Source organism: Snodgrassella sp. W8158, assembly GCF_016100435.1.
GTDB lineage: Bacteria > Pseudomonadota > Gammaproteobacteria > Burkholderiales > Neisseriaceae > Snodgrassella > Snodgrassella alvi.
This window is the reverse complement of the sequence record NZ_JACFSM010000003.1, coordinates 13,895-26,869: the sequence shown is the minus strand read 5'-3', so window position 1 is coordinate 26,869 and position 12,975 is coordinate 13,895. Positions and strand designations below refer to the sequence as shown.

Annotated in this window: 10 protein-coding genes; 8 read left to right on the top strand and 2 right to left on the bottom strand. The window is 45.1% G+C overall.

Going from position 1 to position 12,975, the window contains the following annotated elements; translation table 11 throughout:
* Window positions 1-427 precede the first annotated feature (427 nt).
* From H3V11_RS08340 to H3V11_RS08330, 3 genes are read left to right on the top strand one after another with little or no spacing between them, the layout of a single operon-like run.
* Window positions 428-1,933, top strand: a complete 1,506-nt coding sequence (locus H3V11_RS08340; RefSeq protein ID WP_198224348.1) for an MBOAT family protein — start codon at window positions 428-430, stop codon at window positions 1,931-1,933.
* Window positions 1,920-3,131, top strand: a complete 1,212-nt coding sequence (locus tag H3V11_RS08335) for an SGNH family hydrolase (protein WP_198224346.1) — start codon at window positions 1,920-1,922, stop codon at window positions 3,129-3,131. Before H3V11_RS08340 ends, H3V11_RS08335 begins: the two co-directional genes overlap by 14 nt.
* Window positions 3,132-3,168: 37 nt before the next feature.
* Entirely contained in the window at window positions 3,169-4,299 is a 1,131-nt protein-coding gene (locus H3V11_RS08330) for an SGNH/GDSL hydrolase family protein (RefSeq protein WP_198224344.1), read from the top strand.
* Window positions 4,300-4,357: 58 nt separating this feature from the next.
* Here the strand turns inward: H3V11_RS08330 and nfsA are convergent, their stop codons facing one another.
* Window positions 4,358-5,098 (bottom strand): oxygen-insensitive NADPH nitroreductase, encoded by a 741-nt coding sequence (nfsA, locus tag H3V11_RS08325; RefSeq protein WP_198224342.1) that lies wholly within the window; start codon window positions 5,096-5,098, stop codon window positions 4,358-4,360.
* A gap of 20 nt (window positions 5,099-5,118) precedes the next feature.
* The gene (wrbA, locus tag H3V11_RS08320; RefSeq protein WP_198224340.1) at window positions 5,119-5,715 is read right to left on the bottom strand and encodes an NAD(P)H:quinone oxidoreductase; all 597 of its coding nucleotides are present in this window, start codon (window positions 5,713-5,715) and stop codon (window positions 5,119-5,121) included.
* A gap of 126 nt (window positions 5,716-5,841) precedes the next feature.
* On the opposite strand from wrbA, the gene H3V11_RS08315 reads away from it, so the two are divergent.
* The 5 genes from H3V11_RS08315 to H3V11_RS08295 all read left to right on the top strand — a co-directional run bounded on the left by H3V11_RS08315 (window position 5,842) and on the right by H3V11_RS08295 (window position 12,907).
* Window positions 5,842-7,068 carry a YihY family inner membrane protein gene (locus H3V11_RS08315; protein WP_198224338.1) on the top strand — a complete coding sequence of 409 codons (1,227 nt, stop codon included), beginning with the start codon at window positions 5,842-5,844 and terminating at the stop codon, window positions 7,066-7,068.
* Window positions 7,069-7,147: 79 nt separating this feature from the next.
* Window positions 7,148-8,479, top strand: coding sequence for a LysM peptidoglycan-binding domain-containing M23 family metallopeptidase (locus H3V11_RS08310; RefSeq protein ID WP_198224336.1), 1,332 nt, complete (start codon window positions 7,148-7,150; stop codon window positions 8,477-8,479).
* Between the two features lie 75 nt (window positions 8,480-8,554).
* Window positions 8,555-9,319 (top strand): exodeoxyribonuclease III, encoded by a 765-nt coding sequence (xth, locus tag H3V11_RS08305; RefSeq protein ID WP_174830268.1) that lies wholly within the window; start codon window positions 8,555-8,557, stop codon window positions 9,317-9,319.
* Window positions 9,319-10,434, top strand: a complete 1,116-nt coding sequence (locus H3V11_RS08300; protein WP_198224334.1) for an anhydro-N-acetylmuramic acid kinase — start codon at window positions 9,319-9,321, stop codon at window positions 10,432-10,434. The genes xth and H3V11_RS08300 overlap by 1 nt, the downstream gene beginning before the upstream one ends.
* A 112-nt stretch (window positions 10,435-10,546) precedes the next feature.
* The gene (locus H3V11_RS08295) at window positions 10,547-12,907 is read left to right on the top strand and encodes a DNA translocase FtsK (RefSeq protein WP_198224332.1); all 2,361 of its coding nucleotides are present in this window, start codon (window positions 10,547-10,549) and stop codon (window positions 12,905-12,907) included.
* Window positions 12,908-12,975 lie beyond the last annotated feature (68 nt).

Sequence of the window (12,975 nt, the reverse complement as noted above, 5' to 3'; positions counted from 1 at the left end):
TTTTTATTTATTAATTTCCTTACATTGTTTCACATATCAAGGTAAAATACTTGTATGTACAAGTCATGTTCAGTGAGCTACTGAATCATTAATAGACTTGAGAATTGACAGCCAATTCAGATTAAGCGAAAAGAATACATATTCCGGTTTGCAGTGTTTATATTTTATGAATATGTATTTTTCATTCACACTGAGAATACTTGTTTATTCTGGTAATGTGAGATTTTTTGTAAGCTTATTCATAATACCGGATCATTGATAGATTATATGCTTTTACAAAACGAATATTGTATGCATATATTAGCTGCCGGAAATAATCCGGATTTAAGCAAAAACATGAATTAACTGATTCTCAACTGTTGTTTTTCTTATTATTTATGTTTGGCATGGTTTAACAATCACTACTTTCTGACTGTTTATCTGTTTCATGTTTAGTTTTATATCTATTGAATTCGGCCTTTCATTTATTGCCTTTTTCTGTCTTTACTGGCTGTTGGGCAGCAAACCGAAACTGCAAAATCTGCTTTTACTGTGCACCAGTTATCTGATTGTTTATTTGTGCGGAAAAATACAGGCATTAATTGCATTACTGCTATTTACGGCATTTATTTATGCCACATCTGTACGAATAGTTCATGCCGCTAAACCCAGAATATGGCTGATAACTGCAATCATATGCACTATTCTGAATCTGGCATTATGGAAATATTTTGATTTTTTCCGCACGTCTGTCAGCTATGGCCTGGATAGTTTGAAACTGAGTTCCGACTGGCTGTCGGGTATCATATTACCGCTGGGACTGTCCTACTACTCATTTCAGGCCATCAGCTATCTGGTTTCGCTTTATCAGGAGCGATGCCACAATCAGCCTGCCGGTAAAGTTTTTACATTACCGGGTCTGGCCCTGCATCTGGCTTTTTTCCCTACTATTACTGCAGGCCCGATTGCACGCGCCTACGATGCACGCGGGTTAACGGATATATATAAACAGCCCTGCGGCATGGCAACACAAATCTATACTCCGCAACGCCGCAGAATTCTGGCACCTACTCTGGCATTGTGTCTGATTGTAATGGCTTTAATGAAAAACTGGTGGCTGTCCGGCTGGATTGCCGACAACTGGGTAGATCCGGTATTTGCCAATCCCATGCAATATCATAGTCTGGAAATACTGGCTGCCATATATGGCTATACTGTTCAGCTGTTTTTTAATTTTTCCGGTTACAGTGACCTGATGATTGCAATGGGGCTGCTACTGGGATTTCGCCTTCCGGTAAATTTCCGCACACCATTACTGGCACACAATATCCGCGAATTCTGGCTGCGCTGGCACATCAGCTTATCAACCTGGATACGGGATTATATTTATATTCCATTGGGCGGCGGCCGACATGGAATGGCACGCACTCAGCTTAACCTACTGATAGCGATGGCATTATCCGGAATCTGGCACGGGACAGGCTGGCATTTTTTAATCTGGGGCTTATTGCATGCAGCCGGGATGATATTGCTTAATCTGGGCGACTGGCTGTACAGTCGTCTGCGTCATTGTGAATTGAATAAAGCTCGCGACGCTTTGAGTAAAAGTAGCCGGCCAGCTAAAATTGTCAGCATAGTTGTGACTATACATTTTGTATGTTTTTGTTTTATTTTTTTCCGCGCACCTACACTTAACGATGCTATGCTTTTGTTACACGCATTGCTTTACAACAATATTAATGTACCTCTGAGTACCAATCCGTTTTATTTTTTTAGTTTGTTATTGCTGGCATGGACACTGTATCCATTTCTGGCAAAATTTACCAATATGTTATACAAGCGCGCGGATTCTTTGCCACGATACCGTCTGATTCTTCCTTTATTACTGTTAGTGGTTCTGGTATTAATCTGTGCGCCGGCTGGTATTCCGGGATTTATCTATGCCAATTTCTAAATATCGCCGCGTGCCTTCTTACCGCAAAAAGGGAAGTAAAAAAAAATTTTCCCAGTTCAGGGAAATAACAGATGTTAGTGTAAAAACCATCACGACCGTACCTATTGTCGTTGCAAGTGAAGAAACAGAAACCAGAGAGCGCCCAAAGAAAAGTAATAAACAACAATTTCGTTTTGTTTTACTATTCTTTCTCATCACTGCAACTATTTCACTTTGGCTGATGCAAAATTCTGTCATCGCCTATTATCAGCAAACTTACCACAGCAATAGTATTTTAACGAACCTGAAACAGCAGACATGGTGGCAAACAGGCAGCCGTGCAGGTGAAGCACTTAATAACGGTGTCAGCCAGCTTAATCAGTATATCAAGTCTGCTAACCTCAGCATCATCACTGCTTTTAATGATAATTATGCCTATACGGACAGCTATAAAGCCAAATTGCAGCAACAACTAAAACTTGCACAGGAACAGCATCGGTTAGCCCAGAAAAAAGCAGCAAAAGAAAATGATATGAAAGCAGCCTTTACGCTTACAGCTGCTGATGAAGTATTTTTTGCCGGTGATTCATTAATGCAGGGAGTGGCACCGCATGTGCAAAAATGGCTCAGTGATGTTTATGGTATTAAAACCATTAACCTGAGCAAACAGAGTACCGGATTAACCTATCCGAGCTTTTTTAACTGGCCGCAAACTATTGCAAATACGCTGGATAATAATCCGCATATCAAAATACTGGTTATGTTTCTTGGTCCTAATGATCCATGGGATATTCCTGATCCGCATAACGGCAGCAGATTTGTCAGCTACGCATCTCCTCAATGGGAAAGTATTTACCGCAACCACATCAAAACGATTATGGATAGTGCCCGACAGCATCAGGTCACTGTTTTGTGGCTGACTCCGCCAAGTATGAGAAAACAGAAATTGAATGAGCAAATGATTTATCTGCGTCAGATTACAGCCGATGAAGTAAGCAAAAATCATGGATATGTCGTAGATACCCGCGCAATGCTGGGTAGTAATGGTGATCAATTTTATGATACGGTAACGCAAACCGATGGAAAAAAAATTAAAACCCGCAGTTCAGACGGGATTCATTTTACTGTGACCGGGCAAAAAATTATTGCCCAAAATATTTTTAACCGCTTTAACCTGCCAGCACAAACTATGGATAACGATTCAACAAATGTACAGTAAAAAACATTTTGTCATTTTAAGTTGCTGCCTGTCGATCATGGCCTGTTCAGCAGATCCGGTTCCGGCAAAATCTGGCCGCAAACAGGTATCAGCATCTTCGCAGAATAATCATGCTGCTCAGATAGCCCAGGCATTACAGAAAAAAAGCATCAATATAGTACAAATCGGTGATTCACATACAGCAGCGGATTACCTTACTGATGCTGCCCGTATGTATTTACAGCAGCAATTAGGCAATGGCGGTCCCGGCTGGGCTATGCCGACTCAGTTTCCGGGTTTACGTCTGGCGCGTTTTACCTATCAGAATCAGGGCTGGCAGGCTATCTCCAGCCGTACCGATACCAGCCAGAATTATGCACTTGGCGGTTTGGTAGCTGTTCCTTCTGTGGGGGCTGTGATGACCATCAAAACACGTGGAGAGCCCGAAGCCGAACAAACGGTTACCGTCACTATCCGTCAGGGACCGAATGATGAAGATTTAACGATTACCGACAGTAATGGTAAACAGATTGAACTTGGCGCACAACCCAAAGACAATCAATGGCATTTCAGTCAGTTTAATGCACGTTTTCCGATTACCGTTACCGCCGGTATGAATTTTCAGACAGCCATAGGCGGCTGGTGGGTACGTAATCAAAACCGTCAGGGTGTGGTATTTTCTGCTCTGGGAATTAATGGAGCCCAGCTTACTCAGTGGCAACGCTGGAATACTCAGGTATGGCAGCAGGAGTTGAATGTTATTGCTCCTGACCTGATTATTCTTGCCTACGGTACTAACGAAGCCTATAACGGGGTTGAGATTGAAACCGTTAAACAAAATCTGATTGAAACTATTAACCGCATTCGTGCGGCCTCACCCAACAGTGCCATTATGATTCTTGGTGCACCGGAAAGCCTGAAAAGTACAGCCGGCTCATGCGGCGTACGACCGGAAAAACTCACTGAATTACAGGAAATGCAAAAAGAAGTGGCACAAAGCCAGCAGGTATTTTTCTGGGACTGGCAGGCTGTAATGGGTGGTGAATGCAGTATGAAACCATGGATTAATCAGGGACTGGCCCGAAATGATGGTGTTCACTTTACCTCAAAAGGTTATCAGCGGCTTGGTCAGGCACTGGGTGAAAGGATTTTATCCATGCGGCAGCAGCGTAATTCTGTATTTAAATAAAAAAACCGGTTCTGCGGGTAATTATCCTGCAAAACCGGTTATTTTTTATTCAGTCTGTTTAGCGTTTCGCCAGTCCCTGCTGATGCAAAAATGGCAGAATCTGCGGACGTAACGGCTGAGAAAAATTATTAGCCACAGCCTTACTCCAGTTCAGATCCAGACCACTACGCTCTTTATAATAAGCAGTGAGCTGTTCATCATAAGCAGCCAGTTTGGCTGCATCAAGTGCCTTATAACGGTTTTCACTCACCAGTGTTTCCAGAGGCAGACGGGGACGATACATCGGATCCTGAGCCGGATGCCCGATACACATGCCGAACAGCGGAAAAGTTAATGGCGGCAACGCCAGTATTTCTGCCGCGCGGACGACATTATTACGCAGAGAACCAATATACACACCGCCCAAGCCCATTGATTCAGCTGCCAGAAGACAGTTTTGTGCCATAATACCGGCATCCACAGCACCGAGAATTAATCCTTCAGTCCAGTCCAGCTGGGCTTCAGGAAAAGCCTGCCTGTGTTTTGTGTAATCAATACAAAATACCCAGAATTCTGCAGCAGTACGTACGTATTTCTGATTGGCTGCAACTTCACATAAAGCCGCACGTTTTTCTGCATCTGTGACGCGAATAATCTGGGTACTCTGCATAAAACTGGATGAAGAAGCAGCACGACCGGCCTCCCAGATCGCTTCACGCTGCTCATCCGTTAAAGCTTCTTCAGTAAATTTACGGATGGAGCGATGACGGTAAATAGTCGGTAAAGTAGCTTCACTCTTTAGATTGGTGTGGTAACTCATGATTATTCCTGATATTAATTTTAGCGTTTCAGACGCAGCGCCAGTTCAGCCAGCCGCTTACCCTGCGCAAACGCCAGTGCCTCTTCTTCAGCACTCAATTGGGTATTATTATGACCAGCCACATGGCTGGCACCGTAAGGTGTTCCGCCACTATGGGTACCATTAAGCTGTGGTTCACTGAACGGAATACCGCACAACAGCATCCCGTGATGCAAAAGCGGAGTCATCATACTTAAAAGCGTACTTTCCTGACCACCATGCAAACTGGTGGTACTGGTAAATACACAGGCTGGTTTGCCAATCAGACTACCCGCCAGCCACAGGCTGCTGGTACTGTCGAGAAAATATTTAACCGGGGCGGCACAATTTCCAAACCTCGTCGGACTGCCCAGAGCAAGCGCTGCACAGTTCTGAACTTCATCCAGAGTAACATAAGGCGCTCCTTCATCCGGAATCTCCGCTGCTGTTGCTTCACATACAGCCGATACTTTCGGTACAGTGCGTAACAAAGCTTCACACCCTTCCACACTGTCTGCACCTCGAGCCAGTGCCAGTGCCAGATTACGGGTACTGCCTGACAGGCTGTAATACACCACCAGAATAGGTAAATCGGCCATATACTGCTCCTTGAAGATTGTCTGAAAGCTATTATTGTGCCGTAAGTGTCATAAATTGACCAGCCTGCACGGAAAGTCTGCGCCGTCTGCTCTTTTTGGTTACAATCAGCCATGTGAGGAGTCGCCATGAATATACAATTATTTAAAAGCAAATATTTACAGCAGCGCCTGCCACAGTTTTTATTGTTTGTTGCGCATAACTATCAGCGCTGCAAGCTGCCGCTTATTGCCGCCAGCCTGACATTTACTACGCTGCTGGCACTGGTACCGTTTTTTACCATTACTGTTATTGTCATTAACGCGTTTCCCATGTTTGCAGATATGGCCACACGCTTTAATCAGTTTCTGACCCATATTATTGTACCGGCAGCCGGTGCCGATTCTGTCGGTGACTATCTGTATGACTTCCGAGATAAAGCCAGCGGATTAACTGCTGTCGGTATCAGTTTTATGATTATTACCTCACTGATGCTGATACAGACAATTGAGCATGCATTTAATCAAATCTGGCAGGCACGCGATCAGCGACCACTATGGATTCGTATTCTGATTTACTGGGCACTGCTAACCCTCGGACCGGTCGTGCTGGGGATGAGCCTGTCTTTTATTAATTTATTATCTAATCCGGCCAATATGGCCAATCAGATACCGTTTTACAGCACACTTTTTAAAATTATCACCAATCTGGCGCTATTCACCATTTTATTGTTTTTATTATATAAACTGGTACCATTTTGTTTTGTTCAATGGCAGCATGCTCTGCTGGGTGCTTTCATCACAGCAGTAGGGCTGGATTTATTGCGGCGCGGCTTTGCTATTTTTGTTACCTATTTCGGCAATTATCAGAAAGTATATGGTGCATTTGCAGCAATACCGGTTTTTTTAATCTGGCTGAATTTATTATGGTTGCTGTTACTTGCCGGTGCTGTACTTACCTCTTCTTTGCCCTACTGGCATCAGGACAGATTTCGCCATCTGCGTCAGTATCAGCCATTTGAAAATGCACTTGATCTGTTGTATCAACTGGTAACAGCTCAGCAACAAGGACAGGCTGTCAGATCCTGTCTGTTGCAGCAAAAGCTCGGAATCAGTGATAAACATTTAGACCAGATACTTTCTAAACTCGAAAAGCAGCATTATATTGCTTACTGTACTGACGGCTGGATATTGCAAAAAGATCCGGATAAAATCATGCTGTCAGATTTGTATCAACTATTTATTTATCAGCCTAATCACAATTCAGCCGTAGCTACTTCCGTAAACACCCTGCTACAGCCATGTTTACAGCAACTGAATATCAGTCTGTCCCGATGGGCAAGACAACTACAACAGCAAACACAAAATCAATCATAAAAATTATTCTGACACTGGTAATTTCAGATAAATAGTTTTACATTTACCTGTTTTAGGATGGATTGCCCGATACACAACCATGTCCCTGTTAACTCAATCATCAGCCTTGTTAAAGCAGTTCAAACAGAAAATAGCCGCCAAACCAAAACTCTGGTGTGGTATTGCCGTGGCAATCATATTGCTTCTGATTATACTGGTTGTACTCATATCCGGCCGTAAACACAATTCAGATCGTTATCAGCCAGAGCATATAACACTCAAACTGGCTCCGGTTAACATTAAAACCCAGGTACCTGTACAGAATTTCTGGCGGGACGAAATTGTCCAGCCCGGTGATACGATTAACATGGTACTAAGCCGCTTTGGTATCAGTGCTGATGAAATTCAGCGCATTACCAGTCTTAACATCATAAAAAATAAGGTACAGCATTTACAGGTCAATCAGGTTTTCAGTATCCGCACGGATAACAATGGCCTCCTTACCGATATTCAGTTTTTTAATGATGATGATAATGGCGAAAAAAATCTGGTGGCACTGAAAAAAACCGGTAATAACTGGAATGCCGATATCAGCGCAGTGGATACTGAAACCCTGCCGACATTTAAAGCCGTTGTCGTTAAAACCTCTGCACGCGGAGCACTGGCACAAGCCGGTATTCCGGTAGAAATCAGAGAATCACTGCGTGAAATTTTCAAAGACAAAATTGATATTAACTCGCTACAAAGTGGCGATACTATCCGCCTGATTTACGACAGCCTGTATTATCGCGGTCAGGAACTGGCAACAGGTGATATACGCGCAGCAGAATTCAGCCACAATGGCAATATTTATCATGCCTATTATTACGATACCGGTAATGATGGTAACGGTCAGTACTATGATGTAAACGGTAAACCTTTACGCAAAGGGTTTTCCAGTGTACCAGTCGATGGTGCACGGATTTCATCCCCCTTTGGTACACGTTTTCATCCGATATTGCAAACTCTGCGCATGCACAGCGGTATCGATTATGCTGTTGCCAGCGGAACACCCATACATGCCCCATCGGATGGTACTGTTGAAAGCTTTGGTATCAAAGGGGGCTATGGCAATGCAGTTGTGCTTCGGCACAACGACAGCATGCAAACCCTGTACGGACACATGAGTGCTTTTGCTAATCTAAGTGTTGGTCAGCATGTACAGGCTGGTGATATTATCGGATACGTAGGCAGTACCGGCGTTTCTACCGGCCCGCACCTGCATTACGAAGTCCGGATTAACGGACAGCCGGTAAATCCGACCAGCGTTGCCCTGCCCACCCGTACATTGAATGCACGTGAACTGGCTGACTTCAAAAAGAAACAGCATCACTGGGATAAGCAGTTATCCGGCTTTCGTAATCTGAATGTAACCATTGCCCAGCTGGATTAACTGATAGCGGTATCTGCTCTGGAACTCACCAAACTTTACGCATACAATACCCGTTTTGCTGAAACAGAATCCATCATGAAAATTGCCACCTGGAATGTCAACTCCCTCAATGTGCGCCTGCCGCATACGCTGCGCTGGCTCGAAGAAAACCAGCCGGATATACTGGCTTTGCAGGAACTGAAACTTGAGCAGGATAAATTCCCGGAAACTGATTTTACCCAAATTGGCTATCATGCAGCATGGAACGGGCAAAAAACCTATAATGGCGTTGCCATACTCAGCAGACAGCCTCTTGAAGACGTAACAGTTGATATCCACGAATTGAATGAACCGCAAAAACGTATTATTGCGGCAACGGTTAATGATGTCAGAATTATCTGTGCTTATTGCGTCAATGGTGAGGCTGTAGGCAGCGAAAAATTTGCCTATAAAGAGCGTTGGTTTGCGGCACTGAATAACTATATCAACACTGAGCTGACACAATATCCCAAAACCATATTGCTGGGCGATTTTAACATCGCACCACACGATACAGATGTTTATGACCCGGTAAAATGGCAGGACAAAGTATTGTGTTCAGCACAGGAACGCAGCTGGTTTCAGCAGTTGCTGAATCTGGGATTAACAGACAGTCTGTATTATCTTTACCCGGACAGCACAAACTATACATGGTGGGATTATCGTATGAATATGTTTAAACGCAAACTTGGTTTACGCATAGATCATATACTGATCAGCAATGCGTTATTGCCGGCTTTGCGTGAAGTACAGATAGACAGCAAAGCCCGCGGCTGGGAACGCCCCAGTGATCATGCACCGGTAATGGCTACTTTCGCCTGATGAACAGCACACCTTCTTTTCAATACTATATCGGCCTGATGTCAGGCACCAGCATGGATGGTATTGATGCCGTACTGGCCAAACTTTCCGGTACTCAATGGCTGGGTGTCTGTGCACATGCATTCGTCGCCTACCCGGAAACACTCAGGCAGCAGCTATTATCATTACAAATACCACAGCAGAACGAACTGGCACAGGCAGCCGTACTGGCACAGCAGCTGGCACACCTGAATGCGCAGGCTGTCAGTACAGTGCTCACTACAGCACAAACTGAAGCACGAGCCGTGACAGCACTGGGCTGTCACGGTCAGACCATACGTCATGTACCGGAACAGCATTACAGTATTCAGCTAATGGACTGGGCACTACTGGCCGAACTTACCGGTATCACAACAGTAGGTGATTTTCGCAGCCGCGATCTGGCTGCCGGTGGTCAGGGTGCGCCATTGGTACCGGCCTTCCATCAGGCAGTTTTTGCTGATGAAAAGCAATGCCGTGTGGTTCTGAATCTGGGCGGCATTGCCAATATCAGTGTTTTGCAACCACACCAGCAGGCATTCGGCTTTGATACCGGTCCGGCCAATATGCTGATGGATGCATGGGTACAGCAAAACTGGCAGCAGGAATTTGATTTTAACGGCACACTGGCCGCACAAGGCCGGACAATTGAGCCATTGCTGCAAGCCATGCTCAGCCATGCCTATTTCAGCCAGCCCTATCCCAAAAGCACCGGCCGTGATTTATTCAGTTTCGATTGGCTCAGCCAGTATCTTAACGGACAGGAAAATCCCGCAGATGTATTACGCACTCTGCTTGAACTAACCGCACACAGTGCAGTAAACGCCATTATAAATGCCGCACCTGATGCCGGCAGCGTATATGCATGTGGCGGCGGGGCGCAAAATCTGCTTCTGATGCAAACACTGGCACAGCAGCTTGAGTTACACCGGATATCTCTATACAGCACCGATACTTTACAACTTCCGGCACAACTGGTTGAGGCTTCTGCCTTTGCCTGGCTGGCTGCATGCTGGTATCAGCGTCAGCCTGTAGCCACTCATCATGCTACGGGTGCTCATGGTGCACGTATACCCGGCTGCGGTTACTGGGTTTGATACTCCGCAAAAAACCGTTAAATCCTGTTACTAATATCAGATACAGAGCCTGACAGAACGTATAATAACCAGTTAATTTCTGATAAAAATACCAAATTAAGCTGCAACATTTATGGCCACAACACGAAAAAAAACTGCTCCGAGCAAGCAGTTACCGAAAAAACTCAAACCACAGGAAATCAGCAAACCCAGACAGCCATGGTTAATGAATCTCATTAATGATATTTTCTGGCTGCTGGCACTGATGATTACCCTGTTTGTCATACTGTCATTAGCCAGCTTTGATATGGCTGATCCGGCATGGTCACGCGGTATTGCACAAATTAATAAAACTCATAATCTGGCTGGTCTTACCGGAGCATGGCTGTCTGATATCGGCTACTACATTTTCGGTTTATCTGTCTGGTGGTTAATTATTGCTGCCATTATCGCCCTGTATAAAAGCTTTCGTCCGCTCAATGCACGCTCTCTTAACACCAGCGTTGACAGTAAACCCTACAGCAGCTGGCTGGCTCTGAGTGGTTTAGCTGTACTTCTGGTTTTCAGCCCTGCCCTGGAAAATCTGGTATTTACCAGTATGCTTGAGAATGCTCTGCCCATTGGTGCCGGAGGTTTAACCGGGCAGAGTTTCGGAAAACTGTTACATCAGTTCTTCGGTATGACCGGCGGTCTGATTATCAGTATATTTATGATGTTGATCGGGCTGTCAATGTTATTGCAGGTATCGTGGTTAACCGTAATCGAAAAACTTGGTGCACAGTTTGAATGGTTCTGGTGCAAATTACTGCGCCGGCCGCAGCGGTTAATTACCGAATTTCCAAACAACAAAACCGTCCGGCGTGTAGTTAAACAGGCCAAAAATATTACAGCAAAAAATATCGAACCGCCCGAGCTTACCACCAGCAACCGCAAAACCGTGGCTGTACGTACAGAAGTACCCGTCGCACAGGATTTAACAGAACCGGCACCGGTATCTGAATCTATAGTAAAAAGTGATAATGGTCTGATTCACTTACCGGATACAGAATTACTCAGCAAACCCTCCGGTCAGCCTGCTGTGGTTAACAGCGAGCTTTTGCAGCAAACGGCTGCACACATCGAATCCCGATTGAAAGAATTCGGCGTTGAAGTAGAAGTGACCAGTGCCACTACAGGCCCGGTTATTACCCGCTATGAAATCGAGCCGGCACAGGGAGTGAAAGGCAGCCAGATAGTCAATCTTAATAAAGATCTGGCTCGTTCCCTTTCAGTACAAAGCGTACGTGTTGTAGAAACCATCGCCGGTAAAACCACAATGGGCATTGAGCTGCCTAATGAAGAACGCCAAAACGTTCTGCTGTCAGAAATTCTGGGCGCAAAAATCTTTCATGAAGCCGCTGATAAATTAACCATGGCTATGGGGAAAGATATTGCCGGTGCACCGGTGATTGCCAGTCTGGCGAAAATGCCGCATTTACTGGTTGCCGGTACTACCGGCTCTGGTAAATCTGTCGGTGTTAACTGCATGATTCTGTCGATTTTATACAAAGCACAGCCGGACGAAGTGCGCTTTATCATGGTAGACCCGAAAATGCTGGAATTAAGTGTATACGACGGCATTCCGCATCTGCTTGCTCCGGTGGTTACCGATATGAAAGAAGCAGCTCAGGCACTCAACTGGTGTGTTACCGAAATGGAAAAACGTTACCGGTTGTTAGCGCATGTCGGAGTACGCAACATTACCGGCTTTAATGACAAAGTAGCAGCTGCCAAAGTAGCATCAACGCCACTGGTTAACCCATTCAGTACCAATCCGGACGATCCGGAGCCACTGGATAAACTGCCTTATATCGTTGTTGTTATTGATGAGCTGGCTGACCTGATGATGGTAGAAGGCAAAAAAGTAGAACAGCAGATTGCCCGGCTGGCACAAAAAGCCCGTGCTGCCGGTATCCACCTGATACTGGCAACACAGCGCCCGAGTGTTGATGTGATTACCGGACTGATTAAAGCCAATATTCCCACCCGGCTTTCATTTCAGGTATCCAGTAAAATTGACAGCCGTACCATTCTGGATCAGATGGGTGCTGAAAACCTGCTGGGCAAAGGTGATATGTTGTTTTTACCGCCCGGTCAGGCAGAACCTACCCGTCTGCATGGTGCATTTGTCTCCGATGATGAAGTTCATGCCATCGTTAACTTCATTAAACAGCAGGCTCCTGCCCAATACGTAGAAGGCTTATTATCAGGAGAGGCTGCTCAGACCAATGTTAATCAGGTTAATCCGAACGCCAACAGTGACGAATTATTCGACCAGGCGGTAGCCTTTGTACTGGAAACCCGTAAAACATCTATTTCATCTTTACAACGCCATCTGCGCATTGGTTACAACCGTGCAGCAAATCTGATGGAAGCACTCGAAGCCGCAGGTATCGTTTCACCAGCCGAGCTGGGCGGCAGCCGGCGGATTCTGGCACACAAAGACAGCCTGTAAAGATTAATTACCCTTCTCTGTCCGCCAATAATTAAAGCCGCAATAAATATATTTTATTGCGGCTTTAA

What these genes read in the sequence shown, in the direction of transcription:
- H3V11_RS08340 (WP_198224348.1), top strand. Translation starts at nt 428, where the DNA reads ATGTTTAGTTTTATATCTATTGAATTCGGCCTTTCATTTATTGCCTTT.
- H3V11_RS08335 (WP_198224346.1), top strand. Translation starts at nt 1,920, where the DNA reads ATGCCAATTTCTAAATATCGCCGCGTGCCTTCTTACCGCAAAAAGGGA.
- H3V11_RS08330 (WP_198224344.1), top strand. Translation starts at nt 3,169, where the DNA reads ATGGCCTGTTCAGCAGATCCGGTTCCGGCAAAATCTGGCCGCAAACAG.
- nfsA (WP_198224342.1), bottom strand. Translation starts at nt 5,098, where the DNA reads ATGAGTTACCACACCAATCTAAAGAGTGAAGCTACTTTACCGACTATT.
- wrbA (WP_198224340.1), bottom strand. Translation starts at nt 5,715, where the DNA reads ATGGCCGATTTACCTATTCTGGTGGTGTATTACAGCCTGTCAGGCAGT.
- H3V11_RS08315 (WP_198224338.1), top strand. Translation starts at nt 5,842, where the DNA reads ATGAATATACAATTATTTAAAAGCAAATATTTACAGCAGCGCCTGCCA.
- H3V11_RS08310 (WP_198224336.1), top strand. Translation starts at nt 7,148, where the DNA reads ATGTCCCTGTTAACTCAATCATCAGCCTTGTTAAAGCAGTTCAAACAG.
- xth (WP_174830268.1), top strand. Translation starts at nt 8,555, where the DNA reads ATGAAAATTGCCACCTGGAATGTCAACTCCCTCAATGTGCGCCTGCCG.
- H3V11_RS08300 (WP_198224334.1), top strand. Translation starts at nt 9,319, where the DNA reads ATGAACAGCACACCTTCTTTTCAATACTATATCGGCCTGATGTCAGGC.
- H3V11_RS08295 (WP_198224332.1), top strand. Translation starts at nt 10,547, where the DNA reads ATGGCCACAACACGAAAAAAAACTGCTCCGAGCAAGCAGTTACCGAAA.